General features: G+C 37.0%; 20 protein-coding genes. 3 read left to right on the top strand and 17 right to left on the bottom strand.

Features of this window, described 5'->3' with window-relative positions:
* The first annotated feature begins 15 nt into the window (after nt 1-15).
* Together LMF89_RS04560 and LMF89_RS04555 are read left to right on the top strand one after the other, a co-directional pair.
* Nucleotides 16-792: an NRDE family protein gene (locus LMF89_RS04560; RefSeq protein WP_229534083.1), complete on the top strand. Its 777-nt coding sequence runs from the start codon at nt 16-18 to the stop codon at nt 790-792.
* Between the two features lie 243 nt (nt 793-1035).
* The gene (locus LMF89_RS04555; protein WP_229534082.1) at nt 1036-1998 is read left to right on the top strand and encodes an L-lactate dehydrogenase; all 963 of its coding nucleotides are present in this window, start codon (nt 1036-1038) and stop codon (nt 1996-1998) included.
* Nucleotides 1999-2021: 23 nt separating this feature from the next.
* Here the strand turns inward: LMF89_RS04555 and LMF89_RS25670 are convergent, their stop codons facing one another.
* Nucleotides 2022-2153 carry a hypothetical protein gene (locus LMF89_RS25670; protein ID WP_255710956.1) on the bottom strand — a complete coding sequence of 44 codons (132 nt, stop codon included), beginning with the start codon at nt 2151-2153 and terminating at the stop codon, nt 2022-2024.
* 261 nt (nt 2154-2414) lie between these two features.
* On the opposite strand from LMF89_RS25670, the gene hsp18 reads away from it, so the two are divergent.
* Nucleotides 2415-2858, top strand: coding sequence for a heat shock protein Hsp18 (gene hsp18, locus LMF89_RS04550; RefSeq protein ID WP_229534081.1), 444 nt, complete (start codon nt 2415-2417; stop codon nt 2856-2858).
* A 168-nt stretch (nt 2859-3026) separates the two neighbouring features.
* Here the strand turns inward: hsp18 and LMF89_RS04545 are convergent, their stop codons facing one another.
* The 16 genes from LMF89_RS04545 to LMF89_RS04470 all read right to left on the bottom strand — a co-directional run bounded on the left by LMF89_RS04545 (nt 3027) and on the right by LMF89_RS04470 (nt 17245).
* Entirely contained in the window at nt 3027-3257 is a 231-nt protein-coding gene (locus LMF89_RS04545) for a GlsB/YeaQ/YmgE family stress response membrane protein (RefSeq protein WP_007960928.1), read from the bottom strand.
* A 62-nt stretch (nt 3258-3319) separates the two neighbouring features.
* On the bottom strand, nt 3320-3628 hold the full coding sequence (locus LMF89_RS04540) for a YbhB/YbcL family Raf kinase inhibitor-like protein (protein WP_229534080.1): 309 nt from the start codon (nt 3626-3628) through the stop codon (nt 3320-3322).
* A 214-nt stretch (nt 3629-3842) separates the two neighbouring features.
* The gene (locus tag LMF89_RS04535) at nt 3843-4133 is read right to left on the bottom strand and encodes a cysteine hydrolase family protein (protein WP_229534079.1); all 291 of its coding nucleotides are present in this window, start codon (nt 4131-4133) and stop codon (nt 3843-3845) included.
* A gap of 378 nt (nt 4134-4511) precedes the next feature.
* Nucleotides 4512-5372: an SDR family NAD(P)-dependent oxidoreductase gene (locus LMF89_RS04530; protein WP_229534078.1), complete on the bottom strand. Its 861-nt coding sequence runs from the start codon at nt 5370-5372 to the stop codon at nt 4512-4514.
* 95 nt (nt 5373-5467) lie between these two features.
* Nucleotides 5468-5890, bottom strand: coding sequence for a MarR family winged helix-turn-helix transcriptional regulator (locus tag LMF89_RS04525; RefSeq protein ID WP_229534077.1), 423 nt, complete (start codon nt 5888-5890; stop codon nt 5468-5470).
* A gap of 149 nt (nt 5891-6039) precedes the next feature.
* Entirely contained in the window at nt 6040-7539 is a 1500-nt protein-coding gene (locus tag LMF89_RS04520; protein ID WP_229534076.1) for an ArnT family glycosyltransferase, read from the bottom strand.
* A gap of 318 nt (nt 7540-7857) precedes the next feature.
* Nucleotides 7858-8208 (bottom strand): PHP domain-containing protein, encoded by a 351-nt coding sequence (locus LMF89_RS04515; protein ID WP_229534075.1) that lies wholly within the window; start codon nt 8206-8208, stop codon nt 7858-7860.
* A 229-nt stretch (nt 8209-8437) separates the two neighbouring features.
* Complete coding sequence (locus LMF89_RS04510) at nt 8438-9328, bottom strand: decaprenyl-phosphate phosphoribosyltransferase (protein WP_229534074.1); 891 nt, start codon at nt 9326-9328, stop codon at nt 8438-8440.
* 346 nt (nt 9329-9674) lie between these two features.
* Nucleotides 9675-10802 (bottom strand): ABC transporter permease, encoded by a 1128-nt coding sequence (locus LMF89_RS04505; RefSeq protein ID WP_229534073.1) that lies wholly within the window; start codon nt 10800-10802, stop codon nt 9675-9677.
* A gap of 23 nt (nt 10803-10825) precedes the next feature.
* Complete coding sequence (locus LMF89_RS04500; RefSeq protein ID WP_229534072.1) at nt 10826-11518, bottom strand: ABC transporter ATP-binding protein; 693 nt, start codon at nt 11516-11518, stop codon at nt 10826-10828.
* A 48-nt stretch (nt 11519-11566) separates the two neighbouring features.
* Nucleotides 11567-12205 (bottom strand): response regulator, encoded by a 639-nt coding sequence (locus LMF89_RS04495; RefSeq protein WP_229534071.1) that lies wholly within the window; start codon nt 12203-12205, stop codon nt 11567-11569.
* The gene (locus tag LMF89_RS04490; RefSeq protein ID WP_229534070.1) at nt 12195-13421 is read right to left on the bottom strand and encodes a sensor histidine kinase; all 1227 of its coding nucleotides are present in this window, start codon (nt 13419-13421) and stop codon (nt 12195-12197) included. The genes LMF89_RS04495 and LMF89_RS04490 overlap by 11 nt, the downstream gene beginning before the upstream one ends.
* Before the next feature lie 706 nt (nt 13422-14127).
* Nucleotides 14128-14418 (bottom strand): class I SAM-dependent methyltransferase, encoded by a 291-nt coding sequence (locus LMF89_RS04485; RefSeq protein ID WP_229534069.1) that lies wholly within the window; start codon nt 14416-14418, stop codon nt 14128-14130.
* A 105-nt stretch (nt 14419-14523) separates the two neighbouring features.
* On the bottom strand, nt 14524-15483 hold the full coding sequence (locus tag LMF89_RS04480; protein ID WP_229534068.1) for a carbohydrate kinase family protein: 960 nt from the start codon (nt 15481-15483) through the stop codon (nt 14524-14526).
* A gap of 41 nt (nt 15484-15524) precedes the next feature.
* Nucleotides 15525-16526, bottom strand: a complete 1002-nt coding sequence (locus LMF89_RS04475) for a LacI family DNA-binding transcriptional regulator (protein WP_229534067.1) — start codon at nt 16524-16526, stop codon at nt 15525-15527.
* Nucleotides 16527-16816: 290 nt separating this feature from the next.
* Complete coding sequence (locus LMF89_RS04470; RefSeq protein ID WP_229534066.1) at nt 16817-17245, bottom strand: RbsD/FucU family protein; 429 nt, start codon at nt 17243-17245, stop codon at nt 16817-16819.
* Nucleotides 17246-17332 lie beyond the last annotated feature (87 nt).

Below are 17332 nucleotides of genomic sequence, written 5' to 3'. Positions count from 1 at the left end.
GAGGTTATTGCTACGATGTGCTTAATTTTATTTTCTTACAAACATCATCCCAAATACCCTTTGATTGTTGCTGCAAACCGAGATGAGTTTTATTCCCGCCCTACTGCCCCAGCCCAATATTGGCCAGACTATCCTCATATTTTAGCTGGAAGAGATTTAAAAGAGCTTGGCACTTGGATGGGAATCACTGTCCATGGACGCTTTGCAGCTCTAACCAACTATCGGGATCCTCGCCAGCATACAGCAGATGCACTATCTAGAGGACATTTAGTTGCCAACTATCTTAGCAATCAGCAATCGCCCCAAGAGTACTTAGGAAAGATTGCCAAACAAGCTGATCAGTATAATGGTTTTAACCTCCTTGTTGGCGATCTGCAATCCCTGTGGTATTATGGGAACAAACAAGGACAAGTGCAGCCCGTCGTACCTGGAGTCCACGGGCTTTGCAATCATCTATTAAACGCTCCCTGGCCTAAGCTTGAAAAAGGACGCCAGCAGTTAGCCCAATGCCTTACTCAAGAGGATGTTTTCGAAGATGAGTTATGGCAGATCCTGACCAATGGAGAACAAGCCGCTGATGATCTGCTGCCAAACACAGGCGTTGGTTTGGAGTTAGAGCGTACTCTCTCCTCGATCTTCATTGAAAGTCCAGAGTATGGAACACGCTCTTCTACAATATTACTTATCAGGCAAGATGGATGGGTTACGTTTGTTGAACGAAAATATCATTCCTCTCAAAGTTCGTGGCAAGAGTCCTCACATGAATTCCAACTCAGGGAACAGCTGCTATAAGGAAAACGCTTCACTCCCTTTTAAGAAATAAGACCCTTTGAACCACGAAGACGCAAAGTACACAAAGGGGGTTCTTTATATTTTTTGTGTTCTCCTTTGTGTGCCGCACAGCGGCATTGCGCCTTTGTGGTTCATAATTTCTTTTATGACTAAAAACTTATACTTTTAGGTCTATAAGAAAAGTTGGGATCGAATGTCTTTATATATTATAATGAATCAATTAAAACTGGAGGGAAATTATCTATGAATGCAACAAAAAACAAGCTTGTCATCGTTGGTACAGGTCATGTAGGTTCGGCAGTACTAAATTGTGCTTTATCCTTTAATTTTGTATCCGAGATTGCCGTTATCGATGTTATTAACAAAAAAGCCCAAGGCGAAGCCTTGGATTCCACTCATGCAATACCGTTTTCCACTGGCACAAACGTAAACATTCATGCTGGGACTTTTGAAGAATGCAAAGATGCACGTGTGATTATCATCGCCGCCGGCCCTAGTATCATGCCAGGTGAAATCCCTGATCGCTTAACTCTTGCCAGTAGAAATGTAGAAGTAATGAAGGATGTAATGACCTCCATCACCCAATACACCAAAGATGCTGTCATCATCATGATCACAAATCCCTTGGATATTATGGTCTATTATGCAGAAAACTTCTTCGGTTATCCCAAGAATAAGATCTTCGGTACTGGAACAACCCTTGAGACGGCGCGCTTTAGAAGTATTATGGCAAACAAGTATAAGGTAGATCCTAAAAATGTTCATGGCTATATGCTTGGCGAACATGGTAATTCCGCATTCCCAGCTTGGAGCCTTGTCAATATCGCTGGAGTTCCCTACAATCAGTTAGACAGCTATTTTCAGCCAAATGAGCCTCTAGACACAGAAAAGACAGCTGCTAGTGTTATTTCTGTCGCCTATGATGTCCTTAACCTTAAAGGCTGCACCAATTCTGGCATCGCAATGGCTGCTTGTCATCTTGCCAGAGCGGTTCTATTTAATGAACGCAGCATATTCCCCGTCTCTACCACTCTGCAAGGAGAATATGGCTTACATCATGTTGCCTTGAGTCTTCCCTGCATCATAACAGAAGAAGGCATCGAAAGACGCATTGAGGTTGCCCTATCCGATGAAGAAATTAAAAAACTCCAGCATAGTGCCCAAAGTATCTCAAATGTCATGAAGTCGGTAGGACTGCTAAAGTAAATAACCATAGGCTAAAATAAAACCTAAGTTCTTTCTGCTGCCCAAACGCATAACATTTCTTCTGCCACAGAAAAGCAGTCAGCAGTCATGCAGGAAATATCCTCTTCCAGCCAAGGGTTAGCCAATTCCATCAGTTTAAAAATATAGTCTGTCATCCTAAAATAGTCTTTTATTTCAATATTTTTTATATTAAAATGCTTAAGATAGGTCAAAAACAAGAAAATATCCTTAAAAATTTTTACAATATGAAGTTATCATTTCTTTAATTGTTTTTTCTTTTATTTTTACATGATTACATATTCTTCCTTGTGTTGAAAAAATTTGACCTTTTGACTATAATAGAATCAAAGGCAAGGAACAACTGCCTTCACTGGTGGTTAATAAAAAAATTACATCTTTGTAAGGAGGAAAAAAGTATGTTCAATCTAGTTCCTTTTGGTAAAAATCATCCATTAGAAAAAAGGGAGGACTTCTTTAATCAAGTATTTGATAACTTCTTCAGAGAGGATTTTTTTGCTCCTCTAACTAAAATCGGCAATGACTTCCGTGTCGATCTCAAAGAAGTAGAAGATTCTTATTTGATTGAAGCTGATTTACCGGGTATCAAAAAAGAAGATATTGCATTACAATACGCAAATAACTATCTCACTATCATTGCCAAACGTCATTACAATGAGGAAAACAAACAAGACAATTATCTGCGCAGAGAACGCCGCTATGGTGAATTTCAGCGTTCATTCTACATCGGTAATGTCCAGGAAGACCAAATCGATGCTGAATTTAAGGACGGTGTTCTGATCATTACATTACCTAAGAAAGATAAAGCTATTAAGAATGTCAATACTATTCCCATTCGTTAATTCCATATTATCTCCTAAGTAAATAATACGCTCTTAAGACTTGGCTTAGCCGCCAAGTCTTTTCTTTTTAATTTATTCGATATCCAATTCTGGAAGCCCCACACAGATACGCTGCCTCCGTTTACGGGAAGGTTGCAAAAAGTAGATTTTCTCTTATTTAAATAGTCATTATCCAACCAGTCTCATAATCCACAATAATACAATCGCCCCGATTGTTGCTGTAATGATTTCACCGATTGTTCCATAAGCGCTTAGACCCAAGAGGCTAAACAAGAAGCCGCCGATGAAAGATCCTACGACCCCTATAACCAAATCACCAACCAGACCAAATCCTCTGCCTTTTGTAATATTACCGGCTAGCCATCCTGCTATAATTCCAATGATTAAAAACCAAAGCATACTTGCCCCCTCCTTTTTTTATTAACGAAAGAGGCAAGCTTACCTCTTTCGCTAATGAATTTCTACTGGAAAGTTTCTATTTTATCTGGATTATTCGTACCTTGAACAAATTCTTTGGTATTCACACTCGCATTCTCCCCTAATGAATCACTTGTTACATTTGCAGCAGACCAATGTATCCAAGAAAATCCGGTAGGAGGTATTGCATCTTTATCTTCCATAAGAATCGCAAAAGTTCTCGTGTTTTGAGGATACTCTTTGATCTCTAAAGGTAAGGAATACGTTGGCATCCCCTTAAAAAATTGTTCTCCATACTTTCCATATTTCTTATCGATAATGCCATTGACAATACCAGTACTAGTAACAATCATATCAATAGTCCCCTTTCAACTCTCTTTACCAATAAATGTATACCAAAATCATAAAACAGTAAAGTACAAAATGCTTCGCTGACCATACTCCTAAAACCGATTAATCCCCCACAACGATAAGAGATTTTGCTTCTGATAGCCATACTTGTAACAAAAAGAGCTATTCGTCCATCATCGGACAAATAGCTCTTTCCTATTTTGGTTAAATGTCTTGTTAGGAGATTTTCTCATCAAATTCTTTACTCAATAACAGAGTAATGCCATTCTTTTTGTACTTTTTCAAAAGACTGTTCCATTTCTTTTCAGCTAATAAGACAATGCCATCTTGAATGGTGGAAACTTTGTATCCCCGTTTTAAGGCTCCCTTTGCTGTAAAATAGACGCACCCTTCTGCATCTAATAATTGCTTATTAATCTCCACTGCTTCAACACAGCCAATTACCTTGTAGAAAGCTTGGGACTCTTCAGAAGAGTGTGCAGAAATATATATCTTTCTAGCTCCCATTTCAACTGCCTTGTGACAGATAAGATGAAAAGTTGTTCAGCAAATTGCCAAGCAGACGGAATTACCCATTTTTGCAATTTATGATGATACGATTTCTAAAAAGACAAAGCCTTCGTCACAGGCTTTTAATCCGATGGAATCAACTGATTATCACTTTTCTCATCTTGAATGTAAAACAGTATGGGGTCATCAGCTACTGGCAGGGGTACTTGCTGTTGGCTCATTGACATTGCCCGATCATTTTGCACACTATGAAAAGCAATCAATTAGTAAAATTGATAGGGTATGCCAAATCGCAGATAGTTTGCCTATTTCTTGCTGCGAGAGTGAGTTATTAAAATATCTTTTCGCCCAATTTAGGAGGTATGGTCGTTGTCCCTACTTAAAGTTTTCGACTTGGGTTTTATATCTTTTCTGCGCCAAATGCAAACTCCATGTCGGAAATAACCGCTCCAACCACCAGAAGAGTTTCCACCAGCTCGGAAGAACAATAATTGCCTTATTCTTGGCGATCGCATCCACCGCTTTTACAGCAAAAAACTCCGGTGGCATCGGACTTAACTTCTCTATCATTTTTTCCATCTTTTCCTGTTGCTGTGGCGAAATATCCATAAGCATTTTTCCATATTTTCCGCCCCCTTTGAGAATTGGGGTACGAATAAACCCGGGACAGAGAACGCTTACGCGAATCCCTAGCGGAGCGGCTTCAATCCGCAGTGTCTTTGACAGTCCGACAATAGCATGTTTAGTGGTTGTGTAGCTTATACTCCCTGGCGAAGGTAACAAACCAGCCAATGAGGCGGTGTTAACGATATGGCCAAATCCCTGCTCCCGCATAATCTGATAAGTTACCTGAATTCCATGTATTACGCCTCGGAGATTGACATCAAGAACAGAATCCCAGTCTTCGATTTTGTAAACCGAAGCTGGACCAAACGTACCAATCCCAGCATTATTAAACATATAGTCTAATCTGCCAGTGCGTTTGATGATTTTATAAATCATCGCTTCGACAGCATCAAAACTAGTAACATCAAGCTCTGCTGCGCTTGCTTTCCCCCCTGCAGTACGGATTGTCTCAGCAATCTCCTCCGCCAAGTCTATCTGCCGGTCGGCAAGAACCACTTCACAACCCCGTTTTGCCAATTCTCTGCCAAGTGCGGCACCAATTCCCGATGCACCCCCAGTAATAATCGCAACAGCCCCATTATAAACTCGAATTGTTTCATTTGATTTCATACAGATACCTCCATAAAAGAGTTAAAGTACGGAATGTTCCGTTTAACATTTAAAGATTGTTAACTACTTGTCAAGACAAGTATTAATTTTAAAAATCAGATGTTTCGAGAAAGCTTTTCAAGAATTTGCTTTAAATATGTAATGTCTTTGTCATCTATACCTCTTTGGGCACGGATTAGAACATCAGTAACAATCGGGATGAGTTTCTCTTTCAGTTCACACCCCGTGTCAGTAAGGAATACTAAAACTATTCTCCGATCCTGTGTGTCAGGAATTCTATTAACTAATCCTTTCCTTTCTAACTTATCCAAAATTCGTCCAGTATTGGGTTGATCTTTGCCTGTTCTTTCCGCTAAATCTTTTTGTGTTACCCCTTGTTCTTCCCACAACCTACTTAAAACGGCCCACTGTTCAGCCGTGATATTGTACATGCTAATACTACGATTTAGTTCATTTTTCATTTTCCCAGCAACGACATTTATCCAAAAGCCGAGTGAATCATCCAATTTGAAATGCATATTTTCCTCCATAAGATTGTCACGACATTTATTGTTATGACAATCTTATATCTTAGACAAAACCGCTGTCAAGATAATTTTATCTGTCGTTTATCCCGATATGGTCCATAAATTGGAGTGATCGCATAACACACACTGTGCTGGTAACATTACTCTCCATCAAAATACTTATCTGAAAAATAATTACCTTTCATCGGTAACCAAGCTGGAATCTTATAAAAGTTATTTTTAATCGGCAGTAGAACCAACTCACGGTAACTATCATACTTGAAATCTTTACCTTGTACCAAATAAAGTAGTGAATTATCCACCTTTACTTCTTGAATATCAACCTCTTGGAAGTAAGGAATGTATTTATCCTTATCGGCTGGTGTGGTACGAACTATTATTATATTCTTTTTATCAAAATGTCGAAAATTAGTATACATATCATCCTGGCGGGCATGATATGTGCCTTGCCCAAAGACACTTACATAGTTGTCGGTATAGTAAGACAGCACTGCCGATTTTGAATAACTTTCTGTGGTAAGAATATAATCTTTAACATAAGGTTTAAGGATATCAGTTACTACTTGTGGTTTAAAATAAATTAAATTTTGTTGATACACCCTATTCTGTGTTAGTTTTTCAGGCGGCGAAATAGAAATATAAGCTATTAAGATACTGAAACTAAAAGTAAAAATAGCTACAAACAGCGTTGTCTTCCGAAAAGTTTCTTCGTCAAAACGGAAAAAGGTTAGAATAAACAAAAATGGCACGAAAGATAGAATCCAATGGAGACCAATGGACTTTGTGAAAGATAACAGCGTAAATATAGCCAGCGGCACATAAAATAGAACAGAATAGTATTGTCTAAGATGTTCGTAACCAATAAATTGCATCACCATTTTAGCGGGACGGAGCAAAAAGTAGATAACAAAAGGCGTTATCAAAAACATTAATTTTCCCAAATAGAATAGAAAATATTCTGGCTTAAAGGTACCAATACCTTGATTTCGATTATATACATTAAACATAATGTTAGACCATCCATGGGTATAATTATAATATAAATTCAGAAATCCAAATGGGGTGGCGCAAATAATTACTATAGCGAGTGCGGTAAGGCCCCGTCGATTACGTTGATAAATCAATACATATATGCCATAAGCAATAACCAGCAATACTGAGAAATATTTAGATAAAAAAGCTCCGCCTAGAAAGACACCTGCTAAGATTAGGTAAAGTAACTTGTTGTTATGAAGACCCCGATAGAAACATGCAGCCGAAAGCGAGACAAATAAAATGAGCGGGGTGTCGCTTGTAACTAAAACGTTCATCATATTGATCGGTGATACAAAGAATAAAATTACAGTCCACCTGGCAAGGTTTTTATCTAGGTTCTGTACCAAGCCATAAATAATGGCACCAATAATATAAGGAAAAATAAGCGACGGGAGGCGTAGTGCATACTCGCTGGAGCTAAAATTTAAAATTATAGCGAGAAGCCAGCCGACCATTGGCGGATGATCATAGAAACCAATGTCCACAAAAGTTCCCCATGTATAAAAGTAAGCCTCATCACCAGTGAGCGGAATTGAAAAGGCCATAAGCGATTTTGCGAGAAATGTAATGCCTGTTGCTATCCATAAAAGTATTTTACTATCCAATTTTTAATCTTCCCCCAAAGTGTACATTATTTGTGATATAAAACATATTTCTATTACAAGGTAGAACCGTATTGCCTTTTTGCGGTCATGAAGAATCATTGTACAATAGCCGTCTAAAATGAAAGGAAAAACGGTCTAATCGCCAGTCCATATCCCCATGCTATCGAACCCGATGGTTTGTATTATGTCTCCTACTATTTGTACCCAACATTAACAGCAAATTTTAGTTCAATAGGGGCTTGACCTTTAAAGATGATGATATAACTCTTCCTTATTTTTAAGCATAGCAAGACCGATTTTTTCTTTATATTATCATTGCTATAAGCCAAACTTACAAGCAACTTTATTCCACTTGATTATTATATGGACAACCATCGCGCTACGCTGGCATCTGAGCGTGCCTTGTTTTATATCAACTTCATATGGAGAATGACAATCGCTTCCTACTAATACTGCATTTCCGTACTTTTTAGCAAAAAACATTGCCGCTTTGTCGTCTGCATCAAAAATATTGCAACTATTGAAAACTTCAATGGCGTCGACATCGTTTATAATAGATATTAATGCTTCATTTTCAATTGCCGATTTACGTAAACGTTCAAAGGGATGTGGTACACATACCAGACCGCCTTGTTCTTTGATAAGTCTCTTTAAACTAAATCTTTGCAAACTTATAAAAGTAAATCATATCAACTAGAATCATATTTTACAAAAATCAAAACTGATGGTTATTTTACCATTACGAAAGCTGCAAATACATCAAAGAAGTGAGTCATCGCTGAAGGCGCTCCATTAGAAGGCTAGTACTATAGGGTCCAACTGTTATTTCTTATAGATAATCCAATAAACCACCGATACACCTAACCTTACCTGTTATTTTCACAAGTAATAAACGCTATTAAAAACAGTAGAGAATGACAGCTACAGATATAACATATATAACAACTGTATTGAAAATAGGCTTATCTTCAAGTAACACTTTTTCAGGACTACCACCTTTTTTTTCTACATGGATAAGATAAAGATAACGAAAAATACCGTAGAGTACCAACGGAATTGTAATCATCATATACAGTGTCCGCCCAGAAGTGAAAGTATACAAGGCATAACTCATGACAACAGAAGTAGTAACAATACCGCTGAGCTGATCCAGAAATTCAAGAGAATAATATTCAAGCACCTTACGAGAAGAACTTCGATTTTGCTGCATAAGATCAACTTCATGACGTCTTTTGCCAATAGCTAAGAAAAGAGCCAATAATAGAGTGCAAATTAAGAACCATGGTGTTAAAGTAACATCAATTATAACACCGCCTGCAACGGCTCGTAATACAAAGCCAACAGCAATTGTCATAATATCAACGATGACAATATATTTTAACCTTACCGAATAACTGACATTTAAACCAAAATATACTGTTAGGATTAAAAAAAACATAGGATTTAATGCTAAAGCAATAGCTAAAGATAAAAATAGCAGTACAGCACCCGCTACAATAGCAAATGCAGGGTCAAGTGCTCCAGATGCCAGTGGCCGGTGCCTTTTTTCCGGATGATGGCTATCTTGCTCACGGTCAATATAATCGTTAAAAATATAGACACAACTAGAAACGCTACAAAATAGAACAAATCCCAAACTCGCATAATATACGTTTACAATATTGATTTGATTAATAGAAAACAGCAATGCGGCAAAGATTAGCAAATTTTTTGTCCACTGTTTGGGTCTCAATAAGCGAATAAAAGCTTGCACTTTTGACTCATTTATAAAGACTTCTGATGTATTCATATAGTCAGAACCTATCCTTTCAAAGGGCTATGTTTGTATTTTGGGTATCTCCCAACCTTGGTTCGTTTGGCAAAAGGTTTTTTCGTTATCTACACCTTGCTCATTCATTATTGTATTTCCTACTCTACAATTAATAGTGGTCGATTCGTCACCTACAAAACAACTAAAAAATGCAAACGGGGACTTGGCGCTATAACATCATCTCCTCAATCAAATTATAAATAGAAAAATGCCATTTTACTATTCACTCAAGTCATGTTTTGAGTAATAAATAAAATGACATTAATCATATGACAAAACAGTCATAGTTTTTGGAGCCGCAATAAAACATCAGGCCTAATCCTTATTATACTTCTCCCTCAATGATTGAAATAGCATCGACTTTTTTTAGCATGCGCCAGACCGGTAGTAAACTGCTAAAAGTGACAAATAAGGGCGTGGATAATAGTTTGAAAATATAACTTTGATCCCATAGCACTAATGGCAAGCCGCGCTCCATCAAAATAAAGCTGCTTAAAGCCCATTCACATACTGTAGCAACTCCTACCCCACCGATGAATCCTAACAAATTAATTCCGGCAATTTCTAAAAACGCTTTGCCGATAATAGTTTGCCTGGTATGCCCTAACGCTTCCAGCAGGCCGAACTCAGGACGTCTTTGGTAAAAATAGATATAAAACAGGAAACTGACACAAATGGTTACAATAACTGTAATCACTAAATAAATAATGTTTAAAAACATGATGATACTGTTATTTACATTATTATAAGAAACTTCTTCTGCAATTGTAGTATATAACTTGTCATCCTGTTGGACAAGGTCTGCTAAGTAGTTTTTAGCTTGGGCAATTTGCTCTTTTTTAGGAATAATAACCAAGTTTGCGAAATCGTCTTCAGTAAAATGCTGTTCGGTGCACTCCAAGTCAGAAAATCCGATGACTGATTTTCCATCCAAAAGGCCTACTAATCGATATTCTCCCATAAGCAATTCGGATTGGGAGATTTTACGGCCAAAATGGTCGCCGATTTTCAACCCCTTATTTGCGGCGAGTTTCCAGTGCAAGACGACATCACTGGAACCCGGGGTTGGAAGTTGCCCGTTGATTAAGGTAAGGTTTAAATAGTCCATCACGGTTTTAATATCTTTTGATTGTAACAAAAAAATATAGGCAACGTCGCTACCATACACCGAGGTGACTTTGGTTGAAAATGGTATGACTTCAGAGATCGCTTGGTTTTGGTCAAGCGATCGTCTTAAACGGTCTCGGTTTTCCTGGGATTGATTTGAACTACCAATTATGATCATGGTCGCCACAGGTTCGAGCGTTGTCGCTTGATAAAAATTAATCATGGTCGTTGCAAAGACCAATAGGGCGGATTGTAAGAAAGCACTGAGAAAAGTTACCAACAAAACTACTATAACTTTTTTTTGATTATTTCGGTAATACTTCCAAACGGAAAGTGGCTTGGTCATTTTAACTCCTTTTCATGATGGGATTACTTTTTTGTTGGGTCAAAAAGACTTGATGGGAGAGTAGTTTTAATAATACGACCATCCCACATATGAATCACCCTGTCGGCCTGCTCTAAGATCGAATAATCATGTGTGGTCACCAAGATAGTGGTCTGACCTTTTAAACTCGCCAAAATATCCATCACCAGTCGAGCATTACTGTGATCAAGGGAAGCGGTAGGCTCGTCGGCAAAGATGATTTTAGGTTTATTTACCAAAGCACGGGCAATGGCAACTTTTTGACGTTGCCCAACTGACATTTTGTGAGGTTTTTGATCTGCAAAATCGGCAATTCCCAAAATTTCAAGGAGGTTTATAGCGGTATTTCGCCAAGCTTTTTGGCTTTGGTTAACCACGACTAAAACATTATCAAGCACTGTTAAATAATCAATGAGAAAATGTCTTTGGAAGATAAATCCATATTCTTTTCTGCGGATTGCCGCCGAATCGTTAAAAGACATGACTTCTATTGAATGATCTTGATAATACACCGTACCAGCAGTGGGCTTTTTTAATCCGGACAGGATATATAATAGTGAACTTTTCCCACTCCCGGACGGGCCGATCATTCCTATCATTTCGCCGCGGTCTGCCAGAAAGTTGATATCGCGAAGTGCGTAATACTCTTCATTTCGTTCATTGCCATAAATAAGACTTAATTCTCGAGCCTCTAACATTTGTTTCCTCCTATATATGATGTTTGCTAATAATGTCATAATCCTAGTTTACAGGTCTTGATTTAATAATAATACAGCATTAGTCCGATCATTAACGCCCATCTTACTGTAAATGGTACTGATATAGTTACGAACCGTACCATCAGAGATGAAAAGTGCCATCGCAATTTGTTTATTCGAAAAGCCCTGGGTTAGCATAGTGGCAATTTCTTTTTCCCTCTCAGACAGCTTATCTAACGCTGAACTTGGTTTTTTAGGGGCAATTTTATGTAACCCCTTGGCAAGCTCGGTGGCGACAACCGGCGGCAAAATCATTTTTTCGCCGATAGCATCATGAATGGCTTCCACTAATTTTTCTATTTCGATATCCTTAAGTACATATCCGTTAGCCCCGTTAGCCAAAGCTTCCATTATATATTCTTCGTCATTAAAAGTTGTCAACATAAGAACTTTGATTTCGGGATAAGTTTGCTTAATGTGTTTAACGGTCTCCACACCATTCATTTCATGCATTCTGATATCGAGCAATACCAAATCGGGAAGAGTACTTGAATTAAGAAGCGAAAGCGCTTCTTTGCCGCTTGCCACTGCGGAGATGACATTAATGCTTTTCTCCAAATCCAGAACTGTTTTTAATCCTTCTCTGAATAACAGTTGGTCATCCACGATCATAATGTTAACCAGCATAATTGTAGTCCTCCTTAAGTGGAATTGAAATACGAATTAGACAACCTTCCCCTGGTTTGCAATAAATTCTAAAAATTCCTCCCACCCCTTTAATCCGTTCTTCCATGATTGTCAAACCAAAACCAGGAATGAGCTGTTTAGCACCGACGCCATTATCCTGAAGAAGGAACTCAATCCATTTGTTTGTGAGCTTTAGGTTGAACACAAAAGCGTTACTTTTTCCATGACGAATTCCATTGGTAATGCCTTCTTGGAGGGCACGGTAGAGTGCTTTTTCCTCTTCTGAGGTAAGCTGAGGCAATTCGTCAATTTGATAGCGTATATTAACATCGCCATATAACATTGTTTCGTGAATCAACAATTTAATCGTAGAAATAAAATCCAGCATTTCGTTTCCGGAGTTAAGCGTTTCAACAGAGGTACGAATATCATTCAGTCCTTTGCGAATTTGACTTTTGGCCAGTTTAACTTTGGATGCCGCCGAGGCGGGATCAATCACAATTAAACGTTCTCCAGCTTCCAGTCCCAGTAAAACAGTGGTCAATGTGTGACCGACTGTATCATGAATTTCTCGAGCAATTCGGTTTCGTTCCCGCAAAACAGTAATATCTTCCAACTCCATGGAGGTTTCTTTTAGTTTTTGGTAAGTCTTTTCCAGTTCTTTGGTTTTAATTTTCAATTGAATCATCACTTGGCGCAAATGCTCTTTCTGTTGAATTTGGTAACGAATAAAAGTCATCATAATAAAACTGCCTAAAAAAATCACTAAATCGACCAAGAGTAGTGAAACTAAAAAGCTAAAATTAGGTTGTTGAAAGTGAAGGTATCTTTCAAATCCGTGTATAATATACCCGACTAGCGTGACTCCACCAGTAAAAGCGGTTGAATAAGATAATGAAGCATCGATAATAAGTACAAGGTAAAAAATAGAAGAAAAAGAACTTTGGTCAAAATAATTTATGGTAAATACCATTATTAGATCAAGGATGATATTGATTTTGCCAACATACAAATATCGAGATGAGTCATATATTATGGCTCTGCGAATCGTTACGGATGTCACCAGTAGGCTGGAAATAAAGAAAAGCAGCCAACATTTTTCCGAATTTTTTATAACAATTAAAACTATTCCTATTAATAAGATTAAATATATTAATCGGGTAATCGTAATTTCGGTCTTTTCATCAGTAGTCAAGTTGCTATCTGAAAAGCTCATTGTTCCGCCTCACATATAATTATGTAACTAACAGCTAATCGCTAATTTCTGAAGAATTTTATAAAATCATGCTCAATCTAAGAGTTTGATCCAATTCTTCATACATTTTTCACTTTGTTAATTTCCCGCATAAGCACTCCGTATTGAATTTCCATATCATAATAGTTTTCGGAAACCTTTAACACAGGAATCCTTTCCATGTATCTAAGTTCACCATTACTAAACCTTTTACTTCCATCTGGAGATACCTGGACCTCAAAAGTCCTTCGCATCCAGACAAACACACTGCACTAACAAAGCTATTATCACTAATGCTAAAAAAGTGACAGAAATAAATGTATTTCTTAAATTATTAGTAAACAATTGTATTATTAACAGTAATCTCCTTGGAAAATAACAATTCAGTATAATCTCTGTATAAAAGCTTCTGTTATTATCAAAAAAATCCTGCTAGTTTACATTCAACTAACAGGATTTACGCTATTTTGATCAGATTAGTGTAAACAAAAATGTTACTTTAATGGACATGCCACCAAGGTCACTTAAAACACTGTTTACAAGTTTTGAAAAGCCAGTAAAACCAAGCCCTGTAAGGCTCTATTCTCTTGTTCCATGACATATCATTTCTTATTCCATTACATGCCATTGAAAAAAGCAAGATGCTTTCAAACGATGAGTCCACGAGTTATCTGCCTTAGAGCCTCTTCTAATTTAAAGAAACATTCCTTAAATCAGCGCAGATAAATTCTGTATTTAATTTTTCAAGAGAAGAAATTCTCATAGCCTCTTTTATATAATCAAGTGTAATATCAACACCAACTACTGAAAAACCTCTTCTTGAAAGTTCTATTGCGTGTCTACCGAAACCACATGCTAAATCCAAGATTCTTTCTGTTCCTGATAAATCCATAATATCAATGATAAAATTGATTTCATCTTTAGTATGTTCAACCCAAGACATATCTTGAATGTCAAGTGACCATATTTTTTTCTTCAAATACTATCCCTGCTTGGAAAATTTGGATCGAAATAATAGTAATCTTTAATTTTTTTGTCGTGCTCTTAAACAGAATACAATCCATACCTAAATGATAAGCTGTGATTATCGTGTAAGACGAATATTATGAATTTCATCGATGCTAGGTAATGCTGGTATCGCTCCCGTCCTAGTGGTAGCAAGTGCCCCCGCTGCATTAGAAAAATCAATTATTCTTTTAAAATCATTCTTATTAAGACCACACAGTTCATCCATTTTCATATCGCAAATCTGGTATAAAAATGCTCCTAGAAAGGCATCACCAGCTCCAGTAGTATCAATTGCATTAACCGCATATCCATCAACATATCCTTCGCCGCCAGTATATTTATAGTAACATCCACGCTTTCCTAAAGTTACGAGAACTACTTTAACGCCTTCTCTAAACAGCATGTCAGCACCAACTGCCACATCTATCTTTCCTGTAATTAATTCTAGCTCTTCTTCCGATACTTTAAGAATATCGGCTAACTTCACCCCAATTCCAATGATTTTTTTTGCTTCTTCTACAGAGGACCATAATAGTGGTCGATAATTTGGATCAAAGGATATTATCGATCCATTTTCTGTTGCAAACATAGCTGCTTTAATACTTGCCGCTCTGACTGGTTCCTCAGTCATAGACACTGATCCAAAATGAAATATCTTTGCTTCTTTAATGACTTCATAGTTCACATCAGAAGCATTTAGCATCATATCCGCACCTAGATTACGATAAAAGCTAAATGTCCTATCTCCAGACTTGTCAAGATGGACAAAGGCTAAGGTTGTCTGAAACTTCTCAGAAATTTTTAATCCAGACACATTAATATTATTTTTTTCAAGCACCTCTTTGAGAAATAAACCAAATTGATCCTGACCCACCATACCTAAAAAAGCTGTTTTTTTTCCCAATTTGGAGACCAATGCTAAAACATTAGCTGGAGCCCCTCCTGGATTTTGCTCAAAAATTGGATTTTTAGCATTTGATAAACCAACTGGAGTAAAATCAATCAATAATTCTCCCAATGCCGCAACATGAAACATTATCCATCTATCCTTTCATGATAAAATAAGTATATCAGTAATTAATATATTGTTTTAACTGAATTCGTAACAACAATTTCCGTTTTTAATCGATTAATAATTGGAAATCCTGTATAATCACCTTTCATTCTACTAATCAAGATTTCCGCAGATCTTTTACCAATAGTTTCTAATGGCTGAATTACAACCGAAATTTGCGGTCGAACCATTTGGCATAACTCGGTTTGATCATATCCAAATAAAGAAATATCCTCTCCTATAAGTAAGCCACGTTCGATGATTGATTTATAAGCACCAATTGTAGTTTCATCATTAGAAGTAAAAATAGCTGTAGGTGGTTCATCCATCGCACAAAAACTTGCTATGCCTTGATATCCGCCTTCCCTCGTCAATTCATTCTGATAGATAAGATTATGATCTACTTCTATATTGTAATCTTTCATAGCCCTCAAATATCCTTCAAGTCGTTCCTTCGCAGGATAGATATTTTGTGGCCCGGCGATAATAGCAATTCTCCGATGCCCACGATTAATGATAGCTTCAACGGCTTGATATACACCATTCACATTATCTGAAACTACACCATCACATTGCAAATTATTAACAAGCCTATCTATTAATACAATAGGCACCCCATTTTCCTGAATTTCTCGTATATGTTGTTCCGTATTATTTACTGGCATTAAAATGATTCCATCAACAAGTTTGTCCTTAAATAATCTTAATTTTTCCTTCTCTTTTTCTAAACTATTTTTAGAATCACAAACTAATATGCTATAACCAAGTGGATCAAATACTTGATCCATCCCCTCAATCACACTTGTACTAAAAAGATTAGCAAGTTTGGGAATCAGTATTCCAACCGTATAGGTTTTATTGGTTTTTAACCCTCTGGCAATGGGATTAATACTGAAATCTAAACATTTAATGGCATCCTCGATTTTTTCCTTGTTAACAGTTTTAATTGGATATCCATTTAAGTATCGGGAAACAGTACCAACAGAAGTCTGAGATAATTTTGCTACATCCTTTATAGTTGACATCACTACATTCCTCTCACTAAATACAATTCATATACTATTTTTCATTTAAAACCTTAGTAATTTATTTCGCATACATTTTAGAAACGTTTCAATTACTGCATTCTAACTTTTCCAAACAGGATTTGCAATTAATTGTTAAAATCACAACAACTACATTAAAGCCATACATTAACTGAAAAACGAAATAATCATACCCCGGTTTAAGCCATCAATAACTGCATTGATGGTTTAAACCGTGCCATAATTATTTTGAGACACGGAAAACCACCAGAAAAAATAAGGATTCCCAGTTATTTTACAACACCTTTTTTCAATATAATATTCGCATATAATGCTTCCTCACTTGTTGCAACAATTGCATAAGCTTTTTTAGCTCGTTCATAAAAGGAAAATCGTTCTACTTCTTCTATTTTAACATCGCCTTCATACTCTTTAATTATCTTTTTGTATTCTTCCCAAATAATTGGTTTTACAGGATCACCTGGAACTACTTCAGTAACCGCAACAGGTGCTTTTACATACTTATCCAGAGGAAAAAACTTTAAAATAGCTTCTAGCACTTCTGGTACTTTATTCCCATCACATCGGATTATATACTTAGAAGCACATGCAGCTGCAGGAAAGTTACCATCTGCTATTACAATCTCATCACCGTGTCCCATCTCCATTAATACCATCATCAATTGAGGTGAAAGTACTGCGGGAACTCCTTTTAGCATAATTAACACTCCCCCTTAATTAAAAAATATCAACTTTCTATCACTAAATTTTTTTGCATCTTTTTCATTCTCATGCTCATGTAATAA

This window comes from Pelosinus baikalensis, from assembly GCF_020819555.1.
Taxonomy (GTDB): Bacteria; Bacillota; Negativicutes; order DSM-13327; family DSM-13327; genus Pelosinus; species Pelosinus baikalensis.
Note: the sequence above shows the minus strand (reverse complement) of the source record. Positions and strands in the feature narration are given on the sequence as shown.

Coding starts and splice junctions, on each gene's coding strand:
- LMF89_RS04470 (WP_229534066.1), bottom strand. CDS start 17,245: ATGCTAAAAGGAGTTCCCGCAGTACTTTCACCTCAATTGATGATGGTA.
- LMF89_RS04555 (WP_229534082.1), top strand. CDS start 1,036: ATGAATGCAACAAAAAACAAGCTTGTCATCGTTGGTACAGGTCATGTA.
- LMF89_RS04535 (WP_229534079.1), bottom strand. CDS start 4,133: ATGGGAGCTAGAAAGATATATATTTCTGCACACTCTTCTGAAGAGTCC.
- LMF89_RS04475 (WP_229534067.1), bottom strand. CDS start 16,526: ATGTCAACTATAAAGGATGTAGCAAAATTATCTCAGACTTCTGTTGGT.
- LMF89_RS04495 (WP_229534071.1), bottom strand. CDS start 12,205: ATGCTGGTTAACATTATGATCGTGGATGACCAACTGTTATTCAGAGAA.
- LMF89_RS04560 (WP_229534083.1), top strand. CDS start 16: ATGTGCTTAATTTTATTTTCTTACAAACATCATCCCAAATACCCTTTG.
- LMF89_RS04500 (WP_229534072.1), bottom strand. CDS start 11,518: ATGTTAGAGGCTCGAGAATTAAGTCTTATTTATGGCAATGAACGAAAT.
- hsp18 (WP_229534081.1), top strand. CDS start 2,415: ATGTTCAATCTAGTTCCTTTTGGTAAAAATCATCCATTAGAAAAAAGG.
- LMF89_RS04525 (WP_229534077.1), bottom strand. CDS start 5,890: ATGCATTTCAAATTGGATGATTCACTCGGCTTTTGGATAAATGTCGTT.
- LMF89_RS04505 (WP_229534073.1), bottom strand. CDS start 10,802: ATGACCAAGCCACTTTCCGTTTGGAAGTATTACCGAAATAATCAAAAA.
- LMF89_RS04530 (WP_229534078.1), bottom strand. CDS start 5,372: ATGAAATCAAATGAAACAATTCGAGTTTATAATGGGGCTGTTGCGATT.
- LMF89_RS04540 (WP_229534080.1), bottom strand. CDS start 3,628: ATGATTGTTACTAGTACTGGTATTGTCAATGGCATTATCGATAAGAAA.
- LMF89_RS04510 (WP_229534074.1), bottom strand. CDS start 9,328: ATGAATACATCAGAAGTCTTTATAAATGAGTCAAAAGTGCAAGCTTTT.
- LMF89_RS25670 (WP_255710956.1), bottom strand. CDS start 2,153: ATGACAGACTATATTTTTAAACTGATGGAATTGGCTAACCCTTGGCTG.
- LMF89_RS04490 (WP_229534070.1), bottom strand. CDS start 13,421: ATGAGCTTTTCAGATAGCAACTTGACTACTGATGAAAAGACCGAAATT.
- LMF89_RS04480 (WP_229534068.1), bottom strand. CDS start 15,483: ATGTTTCATGTTGCGGCATTGGGAGAATTATTGATTGATTTTACTCCA.
- LMF89_RS04545 (WP_007960928.1), bottom strand. CDS start 3,257: ATGCTTTGGTTTTTAATCATTGGAATTATAGCAGGATGGCTAGCCGGT.